The organism is Paraburkholderia rhynchosiae, assembly GCF_002879865.1.
Taxonomy (GTDB): Bacteria; Pseudomonadota; Gammaproteobacteria; order Burkholderiales; family Burkholderiaceae; genus Paraburkholderia; species Paraburkholderia rhynchosiae.
On the sequence record NZ_PNXY01000009.1, the window covers coordinates 182,779 to 206,707 of the forward strand.

Consider the following 23,929-nt stretch of genomic DNA (forward strand, 5'->3'; position numbering starts at 1 on the left):
TGCCGGTGAATCGGCTCGCTTTCGGCCATGTGGGCGCTCTGCCGCGCTCCAACGCTTATCACTTGTGGTCGCTACATCTGCCAGCGCCGGCCGTCTCTCACCGGAGCCGCCTGATTGCCGACGCCAACGACTGTTTTGCAAGCCAGTACGCTTCCCAAGGGTCCTGCGTCTGGAAGCTAAGATACTCTCTCGCCGTTTGCACCGTCCACTGCGCACCGCTTTTAAGGTCAGACAGTTGCTCCCATGACACGGGCATCGAGACGCCCATTCCCGGACGGGCCCTCACGGAGAAGGCGGCAGCCGTGGTCTGCGCCTTGCCATTGCGCAGATAGTCGACATAAATTTTGCCGATTCTGTTGGCGGCCCCTGATGTTGCTGAAAAGCGGTCCGGGATGGTTTTTGCGAGATGCCGGACGAACGCCTGCGAGAACACCTTTACAGGTTTGTAGTCCAGTCTTGGCGCAAGCGGAACAACGACGTGCAGCCCTTTGCCGCCGCTGGTTTTCAACCACGCTTGCAGGTCAAGCTCTTCAAGCAACGCCCGGACAAGAAGCGCGGCCTCCCGAATTTGCTGCCATTTCACTCCGTCGCCGGGGTCCAGGTCAAAAATGACCCTGTCCGGTTTATCGATGCGCTGTATTGTTGAGTTCCACGTGTGGAACTCAACAACATTCATCTGGGCTGCAGACATAAGCGCGTCTGCCGTGTCGACGGTGAGCAGCGGCGGATGATTCATCCACAGATTGCGGTCGTGCGCCGTCAAACCGGGCATCCCGGTCTTCTCCGCGTGCTTCTGGAAGAACGTCTGACCGGCTATACCGGCCGGCGCGCGAACCAGGGCAACAGGCCGGTCCACCAGGTGCGGCAGCATCCACTGGACAACGCTTTCGTAGTACCGGACGAGTTCCAGCTTGCTAACGCCGCTCGACGGGTCAACGACACGCTCGGGGTGCGTGACCTTGACCTGCGAGACAGGAGTTGGCTTCAGCGTTTCTCCGGACTCACGGACGACGCGTCGCGCGGGTTTGTCGACCCGCAAGCCTTTCAACGACGCCTGCCGGACAACACCTTCTCCGGTCCACTCCGCGAACTCGACCTCGGCAACCAGCTCCGGGTGTACCCAACGTTCGGCGCCGGCGGCCCGCCTTGACCAGCGGCTCGGCTTCGATACCGCAACGGCGAACGGACTCGTATCGCGTTCGAGCGGCTGCAGGCGTTCCCAGAGGTCCTGGCCCCTCCGAGCGTCCCAGCCGGTGCCCACGCTACCTGCATCGTGAAGCTTGCTGCCCACGTAGTAGCCGAGCAGCAAACTGCCGACTTCGCCGTCCTTGCCGCCCCTGGCGGTGAAGCCACAGATAACGAACTCCTGCCGCAGCCTGGACTTCGCCTTCAGCCACGTCTGCGTCCTTCCAGACTCGTAGCGAGCGTCGCGATTTTTCAGCATGAGCCCTTCGAGTCCCAGGCCCGCAGCGGCTTCAAATATCTGCGCGATAGGTGCGTCGAAGTCCTGGCTGAAACGTACCCGGTCGCCATCGTTTTCAAGCAGCTGCGCCAGTCGCGCGCGCCTCGCCCATAAAGGGACGCTCGTCAGGTCATCGCCGTCGCAGTATGGAAGGTCGAACAGGAAATAGACAATGTCGTCATTCGCGGCGCCGTCTATCGCGGCTTGTAGAGCGCCGAAATCCGGTAGTCCGTCCCTGAGGACCACTATCTCACCATCAAGCCATCCACTCGTGAGGGGGAGCTTCGCGACCTCAGTGGCCAGCGTCGCGAGTTTCTTCGTCCAGTCGTGGCCACCGCTCGTGAACAGCCGTACGCGCCCCTTGTCGACCCGAGCCAGCATCCGGTAACCGTCCAGCTTCGATTCGACTATCCAGTCGCCGGTTGTCGGTAACGACGAGGCCGTGGTCGCGCGCTGCGGCTCAAGCTTTGCGGGCAGCGGCGCGCTGACTGCGGCCGACAGGTCTATCGCTGCCACAGCGTCACGCGCGGGCCGGGCGACTTTCGGCTCACGCGCTTCGATGGGACCCAGTGGCTTTGCCGTGACGCTGTCAGGAAGCGCCTTGATAACGTCGTACTCGGCTAGCGGCTGCGCCCACTCGTCGCGCTTCTTGAAAAGCATCCACTGGTCCTGCTTGTCGTCTGGCTTCGAAATTCTGACGAGCTCCCACAGACCAGCGAGCTTCTCGCCGTGCAGATGAAAGACCAGCTTGCCAGCCTTCATTGCCTTACGGGGGTCCCCAACGGGCTCCCACGTTCCGCGGTCCCACACAATGACCGTCCCCGCCCCGTACTGCTTCGGTGGAATCGTTCCTTCGAACGTCGAATATTCCACCGGATGGTCTTCCACGTGGACGGCCATCCTCTTTTCCTTCGGGTCATAGCAAGGCCCCTTCGGAACCGCCCAAGAGACCAGCACACAATCGAGTTCCAGACGAAAGTCGTAATGCAGGCGGCTAGCCCAATGTTTTTGAACGACGAAGCTCAGAGGCGCGGGCTCGCGTGTGACTGGCTTGGCGGGCGTCGGTTCAGGCGTGACAGTAAAGTCCCGCTTTCTCTGATAGCGGCCAGGAGATGGAGTCGAAGATTCACGGGCGGTTACCATAGTTCCAGCCGGCAAAGAACGGTGTAATGGCGGACGATGGCGCCGGCACTGCTGTGCAAAGTCCAGCTCCGACGCCAACTACCTGCAAGCGGCCCGATTCCTGTAGCCGCAGGCGCGAATGAGGCAGGTTGTAGGTCCGCCCCAAGGTTGCCTTCGGATTATGCCGGTACCGGACAGCGAACTAGCTTCTGGCTTCTGTACCTTTAAGCTCGCCGTGTTTGTGCGAATGGGTCGCGGCATACTTAAGCTCGAAATGCGCGCCCTTGCCGCTACGCGTTGGCGGGAAGTGTTCGCCCTCGACGCATGTCACCTCGAACGTGTCTTTGCCATCGTCATGCACGACCGAGTAGATGCCGGACACGTTGACGATTTCGCCCGGCTTGTAAGAGTTGTCGCCTGCCATTTTATCTCTCCCTCTCTTTCGCTTTGTGAATGCAACGTCGGAGCAAGACGCATACCGCTTCGTGACAAGGCTGTGCGGTTCGAATTCCTCAGCGAAGAACACGACTTCAGAATTTTTTCGTGCGCAAATCTTCCACGCACGTGGCCAGATTCCTGCACGCAGTGTGTCCCATGCAAAATCATCACCCATGTTGCACGGTATACATACTGCTGCCCGCTTTGCGGTGCAGCCGCGCGACTGGTCGGACATCAACGGCAGCGGTCGCGGGAAAACCGGTACTGTGGGATAGCCTTGAGATACCGGACAGGGTGGCGAAGTTAGCGCCCTGAGGCGAACGGCTGACGGGCGACGCTGGCTCCGAGGGGCATCTCATGATGCTTGGAACGTGTCTGAAGGCCTCGCTCAGGATAAGTCGGGGCTCAACTTCACCAAGGGGCATTCTCAAAAGCAAGAGATGCATGCTAGAGAGAATGCACAAACATAGAAAGATAGAAAGGTGTAACCAAGGGGCTTACGGGGAAGGCGCGCTTGCGGCGCGACGTTCCGCCGTGAAAGCTGAAGAGTTAGTTTTGAACCACGATGGACGCCAGAAAACGAACTTCCTTGTCGGCGACAAAGTTCTTCGTTGCATCGTTGTAGGTGGCTCGGTACGGTTTCTGAGGCTGCTCGCTGAGCCACTCTTCCTGGGAGCCGTTCCATACTTCGAACAAGACCAATTCGTCTGCGTCCGCACAGTCTTCGCTGAGCACGGCGCTCACGAAAGTCGGCTCCTCCGCCATCGTCTTCATGAGCTCTGCGAGGTGTGGTACGAACAGCGCCTTGGTCGACGGAAACAGCTTGAAGCGCACGTAGAGAGATAGCATTGGACTGCCCTGGAATTGTTGCTTCGGAAGCGTGTCAGACGACTGCGCATCTCCAGTGAGAAGCGTTTCACGAATGACCGGCGCGTCGAAGTCTCAAAAGCAAGCGGCTGCAAGCATCGAGCCGCGGCCGTTCGGCTATTTATTTCAAGCGTCGCGCTTAATTCTCGAACTGGCGAATTGTCGCGTTATACGCACGTGTGGCCATCTCCTCGAGCGGAAGTTTGCGCTCGACTTCGGACAGGATTTCTACGCCCCACGGACCGTCAAAACCAGTCGCCTGGACTGCCTTGATGAAGCCCTGCACGTCGAGTACGCCTTCACCCGGTAGGCGGCGTTTGTGGCAGGTATCCATCCACAGCGGCTCGATTGCGTATCGGTCTGCGTCGTCGAGTTCGATGCCCTTGATGAATTCGGGCTTAATCGTCGCGATTTCCTTGAAGTCGACGTTGCCACGGCTCAGGTGCCAGATGTCGAGCAAAAGGCCGGCGTTCTTCCTGTTCGCTCCTTCGACGATGGCCTTACCGGTCTCAATCGTGCGCACGTTGCTGAACGGCATGATTTCCAGCATGACTTGCGTACCACGCTTCTCGGCATCATCAGCCAGCTTGCCGAATTCTTCGACCATGAGCGGGATATTTGCGGTTTCTTCGCCAATGCCAGGGCCGACCTTCACAATGCGCGCGCGGAGTTCTTCTGCAGCTTTGAGGTAGTAGTACCGCATGCTGTCGGACGTACGGCGGCGCTCACCGGTTTGATACCAGTCGACGAGGAATTCGAACTCAACGTGCTTGATGCCATTAGCTTCGAGGATTCGGCGCATCTCGGGGAAGCCAATCTTGTCGGCGGTAGCGTAGATGTCCGAGTGAATCATACCGATACCATCCCAGCCTGCTTTGGCTGCCGCTTCGACACGGTCCTTGAAGCTGAAGGGGCTGATTTCGGTCGGGCCAAACGGAAAGACGTCGCCAGACAGAGTGAAGTAAGCAGCAACAAGTTCGACTTTAGATTTGGACATGTAAACCCTCGTGAAGGAAGTAGCGACCAGCCCGACGCGGGTGTCGCATGAAGACCATGTCCCAAACTATTACGTAGAAGTGACGGCGGATAAACAGCCCTGAAATCAACTTACCGTAGAGTAAAAATCTACAATCTAGGCCAATGCAGGTCGGCCAATGTGTCGAAGGCAGCCAAAACGACGCGCAGCATGATTGTTCGAGGGCTGCGGGCCTATCGCAGTCCCGATGGTGCAATTTTTCCGGTGAGCGGAAATAACTTTTCGTTCTGTCGCATTTTTCTTTCTCATATCAAGCCTTACTGTGCCTCCTCGAGAACACTAAATTCCGGCTCAACCATCTCAGGGCCCTTCAGGAGACACAGCATGAGCATCCGTAAATCCGCTATTTCTTGCCTCGTTGTCAGCGCTATCACCAGCGCCTTCAGCAATGGCGCTCAAGCAGCAGACAAGCCGCGTGTCGCGTTACTTATGCCGACGCAGAGCGTTGAATACTGGGCGCTATATGCGAAGGGCTTCGGGAAGGAAGCGGCCGCTCAGGGCTTGAAGCTCGACGTGAAAGTGAGCAACTACGACGCAAACGAACAGGCCACTGTGGTCGACCAGACGCTTGCTCAGAAGCCCGATGTCATCGTTCTCATCCCTGTGGACTCGAGCGCCATGGTCCCCTCGATTCGCAAGATTGACCAAGCCAAGATTCCGCTGGTCATCTCGAACTCGATGCCCGACCAGAAGTATTCCCGCTACTGGAAGGTCTTCACGGGCCCGAACGACATTAGCAATGGCGAAGTCGCCGCGAAGACCATGATTCAGGGGTTCAAGGAAAAGGGATACGGCGACAAGGGCAAGGTCATCGTCATCAACGGGCCGATGGGCACGCCGCCTCAGGTCCAGCGCTACCAAGGGTTCGTGGACGGCCTTAAGAAGAATGCGCCAGGCATCGAAGTAGTTGGCTCGCAGCCGGCCGACTGGGATGCGGTGAAGGCGGAAGCCGCAGCGTCGGCACTCTTCACGCAGTTCAAGGACGTGAAGGGCGTCTACACCGAGAACGACTCGCAACTTCGCGGTGTTGTGACTGCCGCGCAGCGGCTCGGCCTCGACCCTTCGAAGCTCGTGATTGTTGGACACGGTTGTGACTCCGGCGCGGTGGAAGCTATCTCGGCCGGCAAGGCATACGCCACGGTCGAGCAATCTCCGTTCGACGATGGAGCTTATGCCGCGAAGGCCGCGAAGGAACTCGCCTCCGGCAAGGCTCCGCAAGCTGTGCAGTACCTGCCGAACCCGGCGGCTACCAAAGCCACTCTCAATGTTTGCTATTCCCAGAAGAAGTAAATCACGCGGCGGCTACTCAGTTACTGCGTAGCTGACTCGACGTAACTGCGACCCCACGGGGTCGCTTTCGCTTTGAAACGGAGACAAGGATGAGGCGCGAAATTGGCGTTGCGGTGATTGGAACTGGCTTCATGGGCAAAGCGCACGCGCTTGCGTACCGAGCCGTGCCAAGTGCTTTTCCGAATTCGCTGAGGCCGAGACTGGTTGCAGTTGCCGACGTGAGCGAGGCCGGTGCTCATCAAGCAGCTGAGCATTTCGGCTTCGAACGCGCGACGACCGACTGGCGAACGTTGCTCGATGACCCCGACATTCACGTTGTCTCAATTACGACGCCGTGCAGTCTGCATCGGGAGATGGCCCTGGCTGCGATTGCCGCCGGGAAGCACGTCCACTGCGAAAAGCCGATTGCGCCATCGGCCGCCGACGCGTTCGATATGATGAAAGCGGCCGAGGCCGCGAAGGTCATCACGCAAGTTGGCTACAACTACATCAAAAACCCCGTTCTCAAGCTGGCGCGGGAGATGATTGCCTCTGGTGAACTGGGGGAAATTACGAGTTTTCGCGGCGTCCACGCGGAAGACTACATGGCCGACCCTGAGATTCCGTATGGCTGGCGTGTTGACCCTCGGAACGGCGCCGGCGCACTTGCCGAAATCGGCAACCACATCGTCGGGACGTCTCGATTCCTCCTCGGGCCCGTCACTCAAGTGACCGCCCAGCTCGAGACAGTCAACAAGACTCGTCCAGTGGCGCCAAGTTCTTCAGAGCGGCGTGAAGTCAAAGTCGACGACATCGCCCGACTGATGGTGACATTTGAGCGGGGATGCTCAGGCTCCATAGAAGCGAATTGGGCGGCAACCGGCCGCAAGATGCAGCTTGAGTTCGAGGTCTACGGAACCAAGGGTGCGCTGTGCTTTTCCCAGGAGCGCTTCAATGAACTCCAATATTTCAAGGCCGGCGGCGACCCTCGGACATCGGGATTCACTCGAATTGAAGCTGGACCGGCTCATCCGCCGTACGAAAACTTCACGGTGGCTGGGGGGCATCAGCTGGGTTTCAACGATTTGAAAACCATCGAGATGGCTGAGTTCATCGCGGCAATCGAACATGGGACGCCTACTTTCCCGGACTTCCGGGAAGCGTGGGAAATTCAACGGATTGTCGACGCCGCCATCCGGTCTTCGGCCGAGGCACAGCGAGTCTCCTTGTAAGAGACCACCAGGCTCCAAGGTTGACGCGCGGTTTGGCAGGCATCACGTCCTGACACCCGCGCGTTTTTTACGACTCCAGCCGGACGCAGATATTTCCGGTGACTGGAAATATCATTTCGCGGCCACGCATTTTTCTTTTCCAGGCGAACGAATAACCTTTGTCTCAACGATAACGAAGCCGCTGAAGCGAGTTTCTGCTGGAGACGACCTGCATTCCTGCGCACGCAGCGATTCTTTGCGAATTCCTCTCCTCATAGACCAAGTTACCGCGTCAGCCTTGATGCAAGGTCTCGTTATTCGAAATGTATGCGTCGCCCAGTGCGAGCAATCGCGCGGATGAGCCAGGTGACGGTGACGGGCATCAACCCGTGGTAGCGGATGACCGAAGAGTGTCCGCGTATGGAGGAAGACAATGTCGCAAGACGCTAAAACAGTCGGCGAGACGCTCGCCGCTCAGAGTCTGCTCTGCGCTCGCAATCTAACCAAGCACTATGGTGGCGTGAAGGCGCTTACCGGCGTCAGCCTCGAACTGGCACCGGGTGAGATTCACGCACTGTGTGGCGAGAACGGTGCGGGCAAAAGCACGTTTATCAAGATTCTCGGTGGCCTCGTGCAGCCGGACGACGGTGAAATTATCGTCAACGGGCATCAACTGAAACTGGGACATCGGACCGACCCCCGACTCATCTCCATCGTTCACCAGGAGCTAGCTATCGTCCCCACGCTGTCGGTGCTCGACAACATTCTTCTCGGTGGCGCGGACCAAAGCGAAATCTACCGTCGTAGCCAATATCGGGATTCCGTTCGCGAAAATCTGGATTCAGTCGGACTGTCGCATGTCAAGCTCGACGCGCCGGCCTCGCGACTGAGCCTCGCCGAATGCCAGCTCGTCGAAATCGCTCGGGGCATGTCGCGCCACGCGAAAGTCCTGCTTCTGGACGAACCTACGGCGACCTTGTCGGATGCCGAGATTATTCGGGTCTTCGACGTCGCGCGCAAGCTACGTGACCAGGGGACCGCGATGATTTTCGTCAGTCACCGACTCGATGAAGTGTTTGCACTCACGGACCGGGTAACAGTCTTCCGCAATGGACAGCATGTGCTCACGCAGCGGACTGCAGATATGACGACCGCAGAAGTGGTCAAGGCAATGATTGGCCGCGAACTGGTCCATAGCAAGGTCATGCCGCCTGAGAACCGCACCAACGTGACGCCGCGTCTCTCGATTTCCAACCTGACGGTCGCGGACAAGGTCAAGGAACTGTCAGTCGACGTCGCGCCGGGGGAAATTCTCGCCGTGGTCGGTCAGTTGGGTTCGGGAGCGGAAGTCGTTGTTGAGGCTCTTGCCGGCCTTCGCGGTGACATTTCCAATGCTGTGAAAGTGGATGGTCAAACCGTCAAGCTCGACGGCATTCGGAACTCGCTGCGAGCCGGTATCGCTTACGTGGCGGAAGACCGTGCAGACAAAGGCGTGTTCCTGGATGCGCCGATTGCCATCAACATCACCGCGTCCGTGATGGCGAAGTTCACCCGAGCGGGAATCATGCGACGAGCCGGTGAACGGGACGAGGCACGACGTTTAGCCTCAATGTTCACCATCGACCCGAAGCGCCTTCCGCACGAAGTATCCACACTAAGCGGCGGCAACCAGCAGAAGGTTTCTCTCGCGAAGGCAGTAGCACTGGCTCCTCGTTTGCTGCTCCTGAACGAACCCACGCGGGGCGTTGACATAGGTGCCCGCAGCGAAATCTACACGACGCTGCGGAAGATGGCAGATGAAGGCCTGGCGATTGTCTTCTACTCGACGGACCTCGAAGAAATCCTGGAGCTCGCGGATACGGTTCTGACGGTGTTCAGAGGCCGGATGGTCCGTCATAAGCCGCGGTTCGAGATAAGTGGCGACACGCTTCTGCATGACATCGTGGCAGGCGACGGCGATGCATCTCATGCTCACGTCTCTTTCCGAAACCAGCCTGTGGAGGTGGGTAATGCATAAGACAGCTCTTGAGCCTACCGTGCAGGTATCAACGACTGCGCTACGACGTTGGGTCGCAGCATTGTTTGGGACGACAAGCATTCACGCTGCGTCAATTCGTATCGCAACCTTTGCTCTCATCGTGGTCGCTACAGCCGTCGTTCCGCACTTCACTGAGTTCGGAAACGTGCAGTCCCTGATGTACTCAGTGGCCGCAGTCGGGATTGGCGCTATCGGGATGGCGCTCGTAACCCTCAGTGGAAATCTGTTCATGCTTTCGATGGGCGCGACAGCGGCCGTTTCCACTGTGATGTTCGCTGCGCTCATTCACCTCGGTCTCGGCGCAACGCTGCTGATTGTCGTATTGAGTGGCCTTCTGATGGGGGCTGTCCAGGGTGGAATCATCGCATTCGGTAAAGCGAATCCCATCATCACCACGATTGCCACTTCGTCAATCATCATTGGCGCTGGAGTTATCTACACCGGAGGGCTGACAGTCATCGGAAAGGGTGACGCGACGTGGCTCGGTCAAGGAAGATTGTTTGGTTGGCTGCCCAATCAAATCCTGGTGCTGGCTATCTTTGCCGCCATTGCAAGCTTCATCCTGCAGAAGTCTCGTATCGGACGGGAGATTCGACTGATTGGTATGCGAGCTGAAGTCGCACGCATCGCGGGACTCCGGTTGATGGCAGCAACGCTCGTTTGCTATGGATTCGCGGGTGCCGCAGCTGCGCTTGCCGGTTCATTGATTGCTTCGTCGTCGGCTCAAGGAAACCTGACGTACGGTATTGACCTGGACTTCAACGCAATCGCTGCCGTGCTCGTCGGTGGAATCTCGATTCGTGGCGGACGCGGACAAATCTCGGACGCGGTCACGGGCGCAATCTTCCTTGCCGTCATCAGCAACATCCTCCTGGTCAGCGGTGTGAGTTACGAGTACCAGTTGGTAGCGAAGGGCATCGTCGTTCTCGCGGCCGTCGTGTTTGGAGCGTTGCTCGCTCGACTCGGCCCGGGACGGAAATAACAGGAGCTTTGAAAATGGAACAGTCTCAACGACTTCTCAATCTGGCCATCCGCCTCGTACTGCTCGTGGGAATGCCTGTTATCTTCGGTCTCTGCGTCGACCACTATTTCTCGCAGGCGAATCTCTACGCAATTTTCCAGGCGTTTGCGTTCCTCGGCATCATCGCGCTCGGTCTTTCAGTCACGATGATTGCGGGCGAGTTCGACCTAAGCATCGCTGCAATTTCGACAGTTGCCGGCCTTATCACGGTGAAGTTCGGTGGCGATAGTGCGATGCTTGGCATACTGTATGCAATCATCTTTGGCGTGGTGGTCGGCATCGCTAACGCAGCGCTGCTTCCGTGGCTTGGCGTCTCCTCGCTGGTGACGACAGTCGGCTCCATGATGTTCCTTACCGGCGTTGGCTACTGGATTGCTGGTGGTCGCGTATTGAGTTACGCCAACCTCGATGTAAGCGACTTCCTTGACCAGAATGTCGGTGCAATCTTTTCACCTCGTAGCCTCATCACAATCGTCTGCTTCGTCGTCGTATCACTTTTCCTGCGCTATACCACTCTCGGGCGAGACATCTACGCATCGGGTGGCCATCGGAAGGCGGCAATTCAGAGCGGCGCGCGCGTGGGTAAGGCGCTGACAGTCGGCTTCGTCGTCTCCGGCGGCTTGTCTGCACTCGGTGGAGGCTTGCTCTCGCTGAGCCTGGCGACTGCATCCGCAACGATGGGAAGCAATATCCTGCTTCAGGCGGCTTCGGCGGCGATTGTTGGGGGTGTCGCGTTGGGTGGGGGTATCGGCTCGCCGCTCGGCGTAGCAATGGGCGTTCTGATTCTAACGGTGCTGAACAATGGGCTCGGCCTGTTGAATGCAACGTCTACCCAGATTCTTCTCGTCAACGGCCTGTTGCTTCTGATTGTAGTTCTGCTTGATGGGCGCCTGGGTGCAGTCTTGGCGTCGCCGCTCGAGCGACTCGTTCGGCGAAAGACGGCAACGGCGGCTTAACGAAACAATACGGTTGCAGAGCAGACGCGTGAAAAGCATCGGCCGTCTTTGGAGAGCCTCTCTGGGCAAACACGCCATCATGTGCCGCGAACCTTCACGCGACACCACCCGTAGTTGCAGAGGCTTGTTCCAAGGTCAAAAACGCTGAAGGCCTATCAACAAGACGGGGCGTCCAGTGGTTACCGTCGACGGCGCGCATCGCTAGTTCAACTGTCATCCCGGGCTCGATAGTCGCCGGGCCAACCACGTGAATACCGACTGCAGGGCATGACACCTCCAAGTCAAAGGGACCATAGCTACTGCCATAAATCTCTAGGTCGATGCGGTGCTTGAGCGTCATTGCCTCCGGCGCCTGATTTGCGAGGACCGTTTTCAACGGCATGTCCTGGTCGGACAACGCCGCGAAAAACTTTATTTCGGTTTCTCCGGAGGCGTCGAGATTAATCAAACCGAGCAGCCAAGCCACGTCGCATTGGAGGAACACTACGTCGCTGATGTCGGCAGGCAGTTCGAGGTTTAGGTCGAAGAAGTCATCAATTCGACGAATAATCGCGATTTCATCGAAAAGCGCGCTCAGTGACCGAAACGTTTCATGCCCGTCGAACAAACCCGTCCCGAATTCAGATTCGAGACCTCCGTGCATGCACAGGATTTGAACGTGAACTTTCTTCGGTGCGGCGAGAAGCTCCACAAGCTGCTGTAGGCGAGAAAAATGAGGTAGTCGGCGGACCGGCTTGCTCGCCCACTGCTGCATATCGATGTTAAATATGAATTCCGTCAAAGCGCCCGAGAAGTCGGCGGTCAGGGTTGCCGTGAGCATTCCATTGAACGCTGTGCCTTGAAGCCTGACACCTTTGTTGCCTTGGGACCCGTTGCCGACGAATTCGACATACAGCGGCGGCATTGAACTCTCCGCTAGCACAACTGTCATCGAAACCGGACGTGGGGCTGATGATAACTGCCAGCGGATGGCGCCTACCTCTTCCGTCCGAAATAGGGGGGAGCCTTCCATTCGAAGGTCCGAGCCCTCCAGCACCAACTTGCCGCCATAGTTGAAGAATTCGCGTAATGCCTGAACTTTGCGCTCTTTGTCCTTTGCGGTCACTACGAGCCGGGCTTCAACTGCCTCCTTTGCGGTAACCTCGTATGTGGGGCCATGCTCGCCCATGCGCACACCGACCTTGAAACGCGGGTCGACGCGCTCTTGACGCGCCGACTCCCGACTGCAAAACACGTCGACCGCTCGCTTGATTGCGGTGGGGTTTGACAACGATGACAACTCGCTGCCTGGTGGCTTGCCTGCTCTTATGTTTGCGACCCACTCAGCATCCGCTTTGATGCGGAGCAAGTCCACCACCGAATACGCATCTTTGTCGCGGTCGATGATGTCCGCGCAGGTGGAGCAGGCCCACAAACCATTTTCGATGGATTTGCGCTCGGCTGGCGTCTGGTATTTGTCGTAACGCGGGCCGTTCTTCGCGGCAGCTTTGATGTGTGCCGCCTTGCCGACAAAAAACCGTTTGTCCGCTGTCCCAGTTTGTGGACCGAGAGTCGGCGCGTCGCAGACCGAGCAGTGGAAGTTGACTCGCTCGGCGAGCATCTGCTTCACCGGCTTACTGAAATCGTCTCTAGCGCTGGTTCCCATCTGGCTTACGCGGCCTTTTTCGTCCATGAATATGGCAGCATTCTAGCGCTGCATGTGAGGCAATCGTTGTTGTCCCGTAGATGGTTACCGCCAGGAAGATAATGTCGGTGTCGGGTTGGTGCTTGCAAAAATTTAGAGAAGCGGAAAGCGCTTGGTTCGTGGATGGCTTAGCATTCGAATTGCCGCCTAACTTCGACGTCGATTCCACGCCGAAGCGGCTCCAAATTCAGAGGATAAAACCTGCCGATATGCTAACCGACATCTTTGCGTATAGATATTTGAGGTATCCGGTTTGGTCTCAATATACCGAAGCAGAGCGTCGCCTGCTCAATCAAACAATCGGATTAGCCAAAGAAATATATCCGGTGTTTGACAACTCGGGGAACAAGATAGAGGCGAACGAAGCCAAGTGGAAAGAAGCTCACAATCGCCTTGCTCGAGAGTTAGGTGTGAACGAACTGGCTCAGCGCTACTACTCGTTCGCAACGAAAGGACCGATGGCGCAGGACTGGCATCAGTCTGGATATTGGACGTACGACTACGTCTGCGAGCAATTCGTAAACGCGATGCCGCAGGTTGGTCTTCAAGACGCCGACGGCTACATCAAGGAGCGGGTGAGCTTCGTTGAGCTGCTTATGCGTTTGCGCCACGAGGAGGTGTCAAAGGCGAACGCGGGCCTCCCTCAGGCTCTGCTCGCAGCGAAGCTCCACCCGACTTCGCAACGGGCCCTTCGCGTCCCCGGGCTGGCAGAGGACGGAGTTCGGGCGCTGAATGCATCGCTGAATCAGACGTTCCAGAGGCAGGTCGAAGAGCTGAATGAGCGGTTCCGCAGAGCGGGCGCTCCGTTGACGTTTCACAACGGATTCATCCAGGTGGCTACTGACGAGGTCATTGAGCGTGAGATAGCTTCTCCCTTCTGGCGTCTTGTCGCGCCTGCTATGTGGGAAAACGTGAGCATCGACATGGCTGAAGCACTTGACCGTCGCGACTCCAACGACAAGGACCCGGCATTCTTCGCTGGAAAGGCGCTCGAGAGTGCCATCAAAATTGTGTCGGATAGCAAAGGCTGGAGTCGCGGCAACGAAAATGGCGCGAGTGCCTACATCGACAATCTCGTGAGCAAGGACAATGGTGCCTTTTTGACTGTGTGGGAGGGGGAAATGCTCAGAGATTACTTCCGAAAGGTAAGGAATACGGTCGGGCATGGCCCCGGCTCTGAGCCGATGCCCTCGCTTACCCCTGTTCAAACCGACTGGGCGATTGAGACAGCCATGTCGTGGGTTCGCACCTTACTGCGTCGCATGCCGTAAAAACGAACGCAAGTTGTTGGCACGCTAAACCGAACTTGGCTAACGCATCTCCAAATTATTAGGCATCGGAACCTCAGAACCGAGGCTAGGCTCTTCAATAATCGTTGAGCCGCGTATTCCAGCTATTGCGGGACTCGACGAACCAGAGTTCGGTGAGCACTTCGTAGCGCTGGGATACGCGTGCCAGTTGAACCTATGGTTCGAGACGGTTAGCGCCGCCGGTGGCTACTGAGCTAGGTACCCGCCGTCGATGACGAGTTCGCTGCCCGTCACGAACGAAGACTCATCGCTCGCAAGGAACACGCATCCCGCGGCAACTTCCTCGGGCGTGCCCATCCTGCCCATCGGCGTGCTCTTGATGATTGCGCCATTCATGTCGTCCGACTGAGCTTCAACGAGTGGCGTCCGAATAAGGCCGGGATGAACTGAGTTCACACGGATATTTTCCGGCGCATACGTCACCGCCGCGTTTTTCGACATATTTCGCACACCGCCCTTCGCTGCGTTATACGCAGCCGCGCCGGGTACACCCACATTTCCCCAGATAGACGAGAAATTGAGAATCGAGCCACGCTTTGCTGCTCGCATCGACGGCAAGACGGCTTGCATGCCCAGGAAGCTCCCAGTGAGATTCACCGCAAGGACGCGGTCCCAGCTTTCCCTGTCGGTTCCATGAACAGGCTCGTAGCACGCCACGATGCCAGCGTTATTGACGAGGACGTCAATGCGTCCGTGCTTCGCAAGAATCCCATCAACGACGCGAACCCAGTCATCGTTCAACGAGACGTCGAGCTTCAGGTGCTCAATCCCCTCCGCCTCCGCGCCGAATTTGACGTCTCCTGCGATTACCGTCGCCCCTTCACGCGAAAATACCTGTGCCACCGCCAGGCCGATACCTTGTGCGGCACCCGTGACGAGCGCTACCTTGCCTTTAAGTCTGTCCATCTTCATCTCCGATTAAGCGTCGACGGTTTCTTGTGCTGACGATGGAGGCGTCAAGCGCATTCAGTTACTGTGCTAGCGACCCCTGCGACGCATCTGGTCAAGGAACACGATGACGATAATGAGGATGCCAGTCACGATTCGTTGCCAGAACGGGTCGATGTTCAGAAGGTTCGCGCCCTGCGCCAGCGTAGTGAGAAGGGCTGCTCCGATAATTGGGCCTTGGATGTTTCCGACTGCGCCGAAGAGACTTGCCCCACCGATGACGGCCGAAGCAATCGACTGCAGTTCCCAACCCTCACCGGTGGTCGCCATGCCGATGCTGAGTCGGCTCGCTACGAGGATGCCTACGAGTGCAGCGCATACGGCGGAGACAATGTAGGCGACGTAGATGACGAGGGAGACGTTTACACCAGACAGTCGAACCGCCTCTTTATTCGAGCCGACCGCAAACAGATAGCGGCCCCACTTCGACCGATGCAGCAGGAAGTATCCTGGTACCGCAACGACCAGGACCGTCCAGAAAAGCGTTGGTACGCCTAGGAATGCGCCGCGTGCGAATGATGTGAACGCCATCGGAAGACCCGCCACCGGTTCTCCACGCGTAATCAGGAGGGTGAAGCCGCGCAGCGAAGTGAGAGTCGCAAGCGTCGTGATGAAAGGCGGGAGTCCGAGTCTGGTTGTGCAGAATCCGTGAAAGGCACCAATCACGACTCCAATCAGGAGGGTCAGGAAAATTGCGACGCTGATTGGCAAGCCACTCTTAATGAGCATCGCCACAACGACTGACGATAGCCCTACGACGGCACCGACCGAAAGGTCGATGCCAGCCGTAATCATGACGAACGTCTGGCCAATCGCGATGATGGCCCAGAACGAGACTTGCCTCATCAGATTCGTGATGTTCTCTTCCGTCAGGAAGTTCGGTGTCGATAAGGACAACGCTATCCATAGCAGAATGAGGACAAGAAATAGGGTGAGGTCGAGCAGCCAGGTCATCCGACCGAGCCTTGACACTGTTGAGTGAGATTGAAGGGTCGACATTTTCATCCTCGATTGAATCCAGAAAATCGGCTGCGAAGCCGTTATGCGCCGATTGCAGCCGCGAGAATCGCCTCGTGGGAAGTTGAACTGGGGGCCGCACTGGCCGCCACCTTTCCCTTGCGGAAGACGTGTAAGTTGTCTGCCAGGTCGTAGACTTCCGGCAGATAGGAAGAAATCAGGATGATTCCTGCGCCTTCTTCCAGCAGCTTGGCGAAGAGCTTGTAGATTTCGCTCTTTGCCCCGACATCGACGCCTACGGTCGGCTCGTCCACGATGAAAAGGTCGGCGCCCGGAATCAGCCACTTGCCGAGGACGAGCTTCTGCTGGTTTCCACCGGAAAGTGACGATGCGTTGACTTCGATACCAGTCGTACGAATTGATAGCGCCTTGACCTGGCTCCTTGCGTTCTTATGCTCGTCAGCTCGACGAAGCAGACCGCCAAACGAAATCGATGAATAGCTGGCCAGATTGAGGTTCAATCGAACCGGCAGATTGAGGCACAGTCCTTGGTCCCGGCGGCTTTCGGGTAGCAGCGCGATGCCTGCCCTGACCGCGTCTCGCTCCGACCGGATACTCAACGATTCTCCGCGCCACGTGACCGTACCCGCCGTTCGCTTGCGACGGCCGAAAAGAGTCTCGACGAATTCGCTGCGACCGGAGCCAATCAGTCCGTAGAGTCCAACGATTTCGCCACGTCGAACCGACAAAGATATGTTCTCGAATCCTTCTCCGGAAAGCCCGTCTACCTTGATGAGCTCTTCGCCAATTGGCACGTCCGCCTTGTAGTGAACGTCGGCGACCTCACGAGCGACCATGTCTTTCACCAGGCGACCCGTGAGTTGCTGAGCATCAACTCCCTTGACGTCGTGGGTCGATATAAGGCTGCCGTCTCGCATAACGCTGGCACGGTCCCCAAGCTCGAGAATCTCCTCCATCCGATGGCTGATGTACACGACGGTGACGCCGCGCCCGTTCAGCTGCCGAATGAGCTTGAAGAGTTGGTCGGTTTCGCTTCGTGTCAGATACGCAGTCGGCTCGTCGAAGATGATGAGTCGCGTGTCGCCAGCAGCAGCTCGCGCCGTCGCGACGAGTTGCTGCTGTCCTATCGTCAAATCTCCCAGCCGGCGCGAAGCGTCAATATCGAAGCCGACGCGTTTGAGCAACGCTCGGCCATCGGCAAGCATCTTTCGCCGGCGCATCATGCCGAACGTCGTTTCCTCATGGCCGAGATACAAATTTGCAGCAACGCTCAGATGTGGGCAAAGCACGACCTCTTGGTGGATGGCCGCGATACCAAGACGCAACGCGTCTAGCGGGCCGGCGAACTCGACCGGCGTACCTTCCCAGACGAGCGAGCCGGTCGTCTTCTGCACGGCACCAGTAAGTATCTTGATAAGTGTCGATTTTCCGGCTCCGTTCTCACCTACGATTGCATGAATTTCGCCTTTGCGGAGTTCAAGGTCTATAGACTTCAATGCCGTCGTACCTGGATAGACCTTGCTCAACCCGTGTAGCGTGAACAGAGGTTCGTTCATGGCGCCTCTCCTTTTTTTCCCATGGGCCTCAACGACAGCTGAGGTCCGGATTGAGTAGGCGCTTTCCTTCAGGCGTATCGAGGTCAGTCGTTCGAATGACATGCGCTCCGGTGTCGATGAACGTGTTAACCTTCTCGCCCTTGACCTTCTTGACGGCAGCTTCGATGGACAGGTAGCCCATCTGGAAAGGGTCTTGCACAATCAAGGCCTTCATGTCGCCGCTGCGGACAAGCTTGATGAGCTCGTCGGTCGAATCAACTGTGACACCCATCACTCGGTCCTTCGCCTTTGTCTCTGCGATACCTTGACCGACACCAAGCCCGCTGTAGAACGTGTCGCCGAAAATTCCGCGAAGCTGCGGAAACGTTGAGAGCACATCGAGAGTGGTGTTGAGTGCACCGGTCACAGAGCCATCGCCGATGCGTGTGGTGACCACCTTGATGCCCGGATATTTCTTGGCCATCTGGTCCTTGAAGCCGTCAACACGGTCTTGAACTGACTTCACGCCTGGTAGAAACTGGAGCACCGCAACCTGTCCCTCAGCCTTGCCGTACTTCTTCTGAATTTCTTGCGCGAGGGCGTCCGCGCCCAACCGACCTGCTGCAACGTTGTCAGTCATCACGGTTGCCGCGACTTGCTTTGAATTGGATGGCGTGTCAGCGACAACAACCGGAATCTTGGTGGCCGCTTCGTCGATGGCAGGTCCCAGTGCTTCAGCTGAGACGGGCGTGATGACGATTGCCGCTGGCTTCCCGGAAACGGCGTTTTCGAAAATGCCGATTTGACCGGACATATCGGCCTCGCTGCTGGCACCGAGTCTGGGCACCGTCACGCCATATTTCTTTCCAGCGGTGCACGCGCCGGCGAAGACGGCCTGCCAGAACGGAACGCTGGTGTTCTTCACAATGACCGGGATAGTGATGGCTGGCGCCGCTGCCAGGTTCGATGACGCGAACACCGTGGTTACAACGGCTACGCCTGCGATGAATGCTTTCATGTTTTGTCTCCTTCAGTAATAAGTCTTTTGCGACTACTTTCAGCAACAGCGTCAATCAGCGGCTTATGCTGACGAGGACCTTCAGTTTTGCGCTTCCTGGCGCAAGCAACGCGTCAAACCCTTGCTCCTTAACTTCCTGCATATCGACTTCGGCGTCGACCACTTTCTCGACCGGAAAGAGTCCGCTGCGCATCATCGAGAAGATGCGTGGCCAGATAGTGATGGGATAGTTCAGCGAACCCCTGATGGTGAGGTCCTTGACCGTCCAGCGAAACGGGTCGGCTTCAATCTTTCCAGGCATCAGGCCGACTTGAACGACCACGCCTTGCGCGCGGACGGCATCAACACAAGTGCTGAAGGCTTGACCGTTGCCGGAACATTCGATAGCCGCATCCACCCCGACGCCTTCGAGAGTCATACTGCGAACATGCGCCCCGATGTCAGTTGATAGAGGGTCAAGAACGGTGACCCCGATGTCCATACGGTGCAATCGTTCGCGCCGATTTGCGTTGGGCTCACTCACAAAGATATTCGTGACACCCGATGCGCGTGCAGCGAGCGCTGCCATTGCACCGATGGTTCCCGCCCCTGTGATTAAGATAGAGTCGCCAGGCTTGATGCCTGCACGGTCGACTGCATGCACGCCCACGGCAGCTGGTTCGACAAGTGCGCCCTGCCGGTCGGTGATGTCCGATGGCAGCACAATCGCGTTCGATTCCTGGGTGACTGCTTTTTCTGCCATCCCACCCCACGGCCAACTCAGACCGACGACTGAGGCGTTTGGGCCAAGGAAAGGCAGATTGCAGCGCCCGAAATAGTCTTGGCGAGGACCAATCTGCGGTTGTATAGAAACTCGGTCACCCGGTGCGACGCTCGTCACAGCGTTGCCGACCGCGAGGACCTCGCCAGAGAATTCATGGCCGAGAATTTGCGGAAGCGCGGCGCCGCTGTAGGGATTCGATTCCGCGGATGTCCAGGTTGGTCCGTGGTCGTACTCATGAAGGTCCGTGCCGCAGATTCCACAGAACGTTGGACCTACAAGGACCTGGTCCGGACTGAGTTCGCCTGGCTCTTCAATGTCATCAATGCGAAGGTCGTGCTTGCCATGGAATCGGACGGCTTTCATATCTATCCTCAAAATGAAGACAACAACTCACCAGACGGACAAGACCGAAATGGTCTTCCGCAACAAAAGCGTGCGCTGTAGATTTGCTACCCGACCGACTATGAGCGAAGGGGGCAGAGGGAGCGCTCGGTGCGCGAGGCGAGAAAGATTAGATAGTTCAAGGGTGTCTCCTGGGCATCATTGGCTTCGGTTCCCTGAGCGGGATTTTGTTTTTATAGGGTATGGCCGCCTTCTATCGGGAAACATGCCTGATGCCGAAATCATATTTCCACCAGGCGGAAATATCGGCACGCGTTAATGGGCTCCAAGGCGGCGAAGCCCTGAGGTCCCGGCCTGCTTCAAGTCGCAAAGGTCATCCAGCGTTCCTCGAGATTGAGATTCTTCACGCGCTCCATTAGGAAATCAGTGAAAACTCTGATTTTCGCCGGCTGGTAACGCCTGCTTTGATAAGCCAGGTTGATGGTCAGACGTGGTAGCTGCCAGTCTTCGAGTACCGGAACGAGGCGCCCCGACACGATGTCATCGTGGATGATGTAAAGGGGCTGCACGACAATTCCGAGTCCCGCACGTCCGGCCGCCACGATGACCTGGCCTTCGTTTGAGTCCAGGGCACTGGTGATGGCGATATTGCGCTCTTCCTTTCCGCGACGGAGGTGAAGCAAACAGGGGTCAACAGCAAGGTTGTAGACGAGCATGTTGTGCTGCTCCAGGTCCTCCGGGTTCTGAGGACGACCGTGAGCCGCGAGGTAAGCTGGTGACGCGGCCAGCACTCGCCGGGTCTCAGCAAGACGTCGAATGGTGATGCCCGAGTCTCCCTCGTGCTCCTTGGTGCGAATGGCGATGTCTATCCCGGCTTCGATGAAGTTCTGGTACTGATTCGCCGCGACGATTTGCACCGACAGGTTGGGATAGCGCTTGAGGAACTCGGGAAGCGATGGAGCGATGTGCATCATTGCGAATGACACGGAACCCGTCACGCGAAGAACGCCCTTCGGACTGACCGCCTCTTCGGAAGCAATCGAGTCAGCCTCGGACAGTTCAGAGATAACTGCGGTGCAGCGACGATGATATTCACGACCGGCGTCAGTGAGCCACATGCGCCGCGTCGTCCGTTCTATCAACCGGGCGCCGAGGCGCTCTTCCAACGAGCTCAGCGTTCGGCTCGCCGCAGCGTTTGACATGTCAAGTTGCTCGGCCGCCTTCGACAGGCTGCCCAAATCGGCAGTGAGCACAAACAACTGCAATTGCGTCCAGCGGTCCATCGTCTACCTCGTCACATCCTGGTGGAAAAATCGGAAGGGATTCTTCCAGCCCTTCCGAGCCAAATATGCCGTAGACGAGAGGATTGATAAACCGCCTCTGGGTATTCGATTTGTAGACTGAATTTCTACAATCGAAGGGCGCTGACGGATGCGCTCGTATGCCGTCGCCCGCTGAAATGCGCGTTTACAACTCGATTCTTCCGGAGGAAGGAAATGTCATTTCACTTCGAGGCATTTTATTTACCCGGATGACCCATTACCTTTCGTTTTCAGACGCCTTGAGCGCACAACGGAGACACGCACGATGCGCAACATCAACGAAGACACCATCACTCAAGCCGTTATCGCCTCGCTCGCAGACTGCAAGAACGCGAGACTGAGGACCGTAATGACGAGCCTGGTTCAACATCTCCACGCGTTTGCCCGCGACGTTCATCTCACTGAGGACGAGTGGTTCAAAGCAATCAAATTTCTGACGGAAGTAGGACACATCACCGATGACAAACGGCAGGAATTCATTCTGCTGTCTGACACGCTTGGCCTTTCGATGCTGGTCATGTCGCAGAACAATCGGAAGCCATCAAATTGCACCGAAGCGACCGTGTTTGGGCCGTTTTATGTGAAGGGGGCGCCTCTCTACAACAACGGTGACGACATTTCAAATGGTGCGAAAGGTGCGCCTTGTTATGTGAGTGGGCAGGTTCGCGGCGCCGGAGGTGAAAGCATCGCAAACGCGCAAATTGACGTTTGGCAATCGGACGAAGATGGTTTCTACGATGTCCAGAACCTCGACGAGGCAGGCAACGCCATCCATCGTGGTCGCGGCCGATTGAAGGCAGATGCTGAAGGGTTCTTCAACTTCCGCTCGATTCTTGCCGAGGCATATCCCATCCCGCACGACGGGCCCGTTGGACGCATGCTGGCCGCTGTCGGTCGTCATCCGTGGCGGCCAGCCCACCTGCACTTCATGATTGAAGCGCCAGGTTACGAGACGCTCATCACGCATGTGTTCCGTGACGGAGACCAGTATCTGGACTCGGACGTCGTGTTTGGAGTGCGCTCATCGCTGATTTCCGAGTGGAAACGACATGAGCCGGGTGTGGCGCCGGACGGCCGCGAAATGACGGTCCCGTGGTACTCGCTTGAATACGACTTCGTGCTTAACCCTTCGGAGGTCCACGCATGATTCGGCATATCGTTATGTGGCGTGTCAGAGGCGACTCGCCTGCGGAGCGGCTAGCCGCTTCGAACCTTGTTAAGACCAGTTTCGAAGGTTTGCGTGGCTGTATCCCCGGCATGCGGCACCTCGAGGTAGGCCTTGACTACAGCCAGGTCGATTACGCGTGCGACGCCGTTCTCATCACCGAGTTCGACTCGCAGGAAGCGTTGGAAGCATATGCGTCTCATCCCGAACATCTGCGCGTTCGTAACGAGCTCAGCGACCTTCGCACCGCGCGGTTCCAGGTCGACTACCAGTTGGAAACGGAGTTGAGTTTCGAGCGTACAACGGAGCTACTTAATGCAAAAGCGTGAGTTTGTTTATCAGGCGCGTGCCGGTCGGGTTGTCTTTGGCCCGGGCAGTTTGCAGCATCTCGAGCGCGAAGTGCTTCAACTGAATTCGGAACGAGCGCTCATTCTGTGCAGCCCAGAACAGAAAGAGACAGGCGAATCCGTCGCTGGGCGCTTGGGGTCGCGAGCCGCTGCTGTCTTCGACCGCGCGGTTATGCACGTGCCACTCGAATTGGCCAAAGAAGCTCGCGCACTGGCAAGAGAGCTGAAGGCCGATTGCGCCATTGCTGTTGGAGGTGGCTCGACAATCGGTTTGGGCAAGGCAATCGCGCTCGAATCGGACCTGCCGATTCTCGCAGTTCCGACAACTTATGCGGGCAGCGAGATGACGCCTATCTATGGCATTACCGATGCGGGCCTGAAGAAGACAGGAACGGACCTGCGCGTGTTGCCGAAGACAGTGATTTACGATGCCGACCTGACGATGTCACTTCCCGTCGCGCTATCGGTCACGAGCGGCATTAACGCAATCGCCCATGCCGCTGAGGCGCTTTACTCGCGTGACGAGAATCCCGTAACAAGCCTGATGGCGGAAGAAGGTATTGCCGCTCTGGCGCGTGCTTTACCAGTCATCGTGGCCGACGCTCAAAACGTGGAGGCTCGGGCTGAGGCCCAGTACGGTGCCTGGCTCTGCGGAACGGTGTTGGGTAGCGTGGGCATGGCGCTTCATCATAAGTTGTGTCATACGCTCGGCGGAAGTTTCAACCTCCCGCACGCTCAGACACACACCATCGTTCTGCCACACGCGCTTGCGTATAACCGACAGGCCGCTCCGAAGGCCATGCAACGGATAGCCCGTGCTCTGGGTTCGGAAGACGCGGCATCGGGTGTGTATGAGCTCGCTAAACGTTGCGGCGCCCCCCTTGCGTTGAAAGACATCGGGATGACCGCTGAAGACGTCTCAAAGGCCGCCGACATAGCCAGCTCGAACCCCTACTGGAATCCTCGTCAAATTGAGCGTGATGCTTTGCTTGGGCTTCTGCAGGATGCCTTCAATGGCGTCGCACCGCGCGCCGCAATGTCCTGATACTCAGAAGAAAAGAAACGTGGTTCAAACACCTGAATCGAAGTAAGGAGAC

20 protein-coding genes are annotated in these 23,929 nt (G+C 57.4%); 9 read left to right on the forward strand and 11 right to left on the reverse strand.

What is annotated here, in order from left to right; all coding sequences use genetic code 11:
• Positions 1 to 97 precede the first annotated feature (97 nt).
• The 4 genes from ligD to C0Z16_RS15380 form a co-directional block, all read right to left on the reverse strand.
• The gene (gene ligD, locus C0Z16_RS15365; protein ID WP_102632975.1) at positions 98 to 2,605 is read right to left on the reverse strand and encodes a DNA ligase D; all 2,508 of its coding nucleotides are present in this window, start codon (positions 2,603 to 2,605) and stop codon (positions 98 to 100) included.
• A 181-nt stretch (positions 2,606 to 2,786) separates the two neighbouring features.
• Complete coding sequence (locus tag C0Z16_RS15370) at positions 2,787 to 3,008, reverse strand: hypothetical protein (protein ID WP_102632976.1); 222 nt, start codon at positions 3,006 to 3,008, stop codon at positions 2,787 to 2,789.
• Positions 3,009 to 3,571: 563 nt separating this feature from the next.
• Positions 3,572 to 3,871: a putative quinol monooxygenase gene (locus C0Z16_RS15375; RefSeq protein ID WP_102632977.1), complete on the reverse strand. Its 300-nt coding sequence runs from the start codon at positions 3,869 to 3,871 to the stop codon at positions 3,572 to 3,574.
• A 157-nt stretch (positions 3,872 to 4,028) separates the two neighbouring features.
• Complete coding sequence (locus tag C0Z16_RS15380; RefSeq protein WP_102632978.1) at positions 4,029 to 4,886, reverse strand: sugar phosphate isomerase/epimerase family protein; 858 nt, start codon at positions 4,884 to 4,886, stop codon at positions 4,029 to 4,031.
• A 159-nt stretch (positions 4,887 to 5,045) separates the two neighbouring features.
• Here C0Z16_RS15380 and C0Z16_RS15385 point away from each other — a divergent pair, with 159 nt between their 5' ends.
• The 5 genes from C0Z16_RS15385 to C0Z16_RS15405 all read left to right on the forward strand — a co-directional run bounded on the left by C0Z16_RS15385 (position 5,046) and on the right by C0Z16_RS15405 (position 11,420).
• A complete protein-coding gene (locus C0Z16_RS15385) occupies positions 5,046 to 6,215 on the forward strand; it encodes a sugar ABC transporter substrate-binding protein (RefSeq protein ID WP_244201243.1) in 1,170 nt (389 codons plus the stop codon).
• 89 nt (positions 6,216 to 6,304) lie between these two features.
• The gene (locus C0Z16_RS15390; RefSeq protein WP_102632980.1) at positions 6,305 to 7,426 is read left to right on the forward strand and encodes a Gfo/Idh/MocA family protein; all 1,122 of its coding nucleotides are present in this window, start codon (positions 6,305 to 6,307) and stop codon (positions 7,424 to 7,426) included.
• 499 nt (positions 7,427 to 7,925) lie between these two features.
• A complete protein-coding gene (locus C0Z16_RS15395; protein ID WP_244201244.1) occupies positions 7,926 to 9,422 on the forward strand; it encodes a sugar ABC transporter ATP-binding protein in 1,497 nt (498 codons plus the stop codon).
• Positions 9,415 to 10,425, forward strand: coding sequence for an ABC transporter permease (locus C0Z16_RS15400; RefSeq protein WP_102632982.1), 1,011 nt, complete (start codon positions 9,415 to 9,417; stop codon positions 10,423 to 10,425). The genes C0Z16_RS15395 and C0Z16_RS15400 overlap by 8 nt, the downstream gene beginning before the upstream one ends.
• Positions 10,426 to 10,439: 14 nt before the next feature.
• Complete coding sequence (locus tag C0Z16_RS15405; RefSeq protein WP_102632983.1) at positions 10,440 to 11,420, forward strand: ABC transporter permease; 981 nt, start codon at positions 10,440 to 10,442, stop codon at positions 11,418 to 11,420.
• A gap of 94 nt (positions 11,421 to 11,514) precedes the next feature.
• Here C0Z16_RS15405 and C0Z16_RS15410 read toward each other — a convergent pair whose 3' ends face one another.
• Complete coding sequence (locus C0Z16_RS15410; RefSeq protein ID WP_102632984.1) at positions 11,515 to 13,092, reverse strand: hypothetical protein; 1,578 nt, start codon at positions 13,090 to 13,092, stop codon at positions 11,515 to 11,517.
• A 74-nt stretch (positions 13,093 to 13,166) separates the two neighbouring features.
• Here C0Z16_RS15410 and C0Z16_RS15415 point away from each other — a divergent pair, with 74 nt between their 5' ends.
• Complete coding sequence (locus C0Z16_RS15415) at positions 13,167 to 14,375, forward strand: AbiJ-NTD4 domain-containing protein (protein WP_244201245.1); 1,209 nt, start codon at positions 13,167 to 13,169, stop codon at positions 14,373 to 14,375.
• Between the two features lie 225 nt (positions 14,376 to 14,600).
• On the opposite strand, the gene C0Z16_RS15420 is transcribed toward C0Z16_RS15415, so the two are convergent.
• The 6 genes from C0Z16_RS15420 to C0Z16_RS15445 all read right to left on the reverse strand — a co-directional run bounded on the left by C0Z16_RS15420 (position 14,601) and on the right by C0Z16_RS15445 (position 21,281).
• Positions 14,601 to 15,320, reverse strand: coding sequence for an SDR family NAD(P)-dependent oxidoreductase (locus C0Z16_RS15420; protein WP_102632985.1), 720 nt, complete (start codon positions 15,318 to 15,320; stop codon positions 14,601 to 14,603).
• 72 nt (positions 15,321 to 15,392) lie between these two features.
• Positions 15,393 to 16,316 (reverse strand): ABC transporter permease, encoded by a 924-nt coding sequence (locus C0Z16_RS15425; RefSeq protein WP_244201246.1) that lies wholly within the window; start codon positions 16,314 to 16,316, stop codon positions 15,393 to 15,395.
• An 86-nt stretch (positions 16,317 to 16,402) separates the two neighbouring features.
• Entirely contained in the window at positions 16,403 to 17,896 is a 1,494-nt protein-coding gene (locus C0Z16_RS15430; RefSeq protein WP_102632987.1) for a sugar ABC transporter ATP-binding protein, read from the reverse strand.
• A 28-nt stretch (positions 17,897 to 17,924) separates the two neighbouring features.
• Positions 17,925 to 18,893 (reverse strand): ABC transporter substrate-binding protein, encoded by a 969-nt coding sequence (locus C0Z16_RS15435; protein WP_102632988.1) that lies wholly within the window; start codon positions 18,891 to 18,893, stop codon positions 17,925 to 17,927.
• 55 nt (positions 18,894 to 18,948) lie between these two features.
• Positions 18,949 to 20,019, reverse strand: coding sequence for a zinc-binding dehydrogenase (locus C0Z16_RS15440; protein WP_102632989.1), 1,071 nt, complete (start codon positions 20,017 to 20,019; stop codon positions 18,949 to 18,951).
• Positions 20,020 to 20,357: 338 nt separating this feature from the next.
• Entirely contained in the window at positions 20,358 to 21,281 is a 924-nt protein-coding gene (locus C0Z16_RS15445; protein ID WP_102632990.1) for a LysR family transcriptional regulator, read from the reverse strand.
• A 304-nt stretch (positions 21,282 to 21,585) separates the two neighbouring features.
• On the opposite strand from C0Z16_RS15445, the gene C0Z16_RS15450 reads away from it, so the two are divergent.
• From C0Z16_RS15450 to C0Z16_RS15460, 3 genes are read left to right on the forward strand one after another with little or no spacing between them, the layout of a single operon-like run.
• On the forward strand, positions 21,586 to 22,467 hold the full coding sequence (locus C0Z16_RS15450; protein ID WP_102632991.1) for an intradiol ring-cleavage dioxygenase: 882 nt from the start codon (positions 21,586 to 21,588) through the stop codon (positions 22,465 to 22,467).
• A complete protein-coding gene (locus C0Z16_RS15455) occupies positions 22,464 to 22,814 on the forward strand; it encodes a Dabb family protein (protein WP_102632992.1) in 351 nt (116 codons plus the stop codon). The genes C0Z16_RS15450 and C0Z16_RS15455 overlap by 4 nt, the downstream gene beginning before the upstream one ends.
• A complete protein-coding gene (locus C0Z16_RS15460; protein ID WP_102632993.1) occupies positions 22,801 to 23,877 on the forward strand; it encodes a maleylacetate reductase in 1,077 nt (358 codons plus the stop codon). Before C0Z16_RS15455 ends, C0Z16_RS15460 begins: the two co-directional genes overlap by 14 nt.
• Positions 23,878 to 23,929 lie beyond the last annotated feature (52 nt).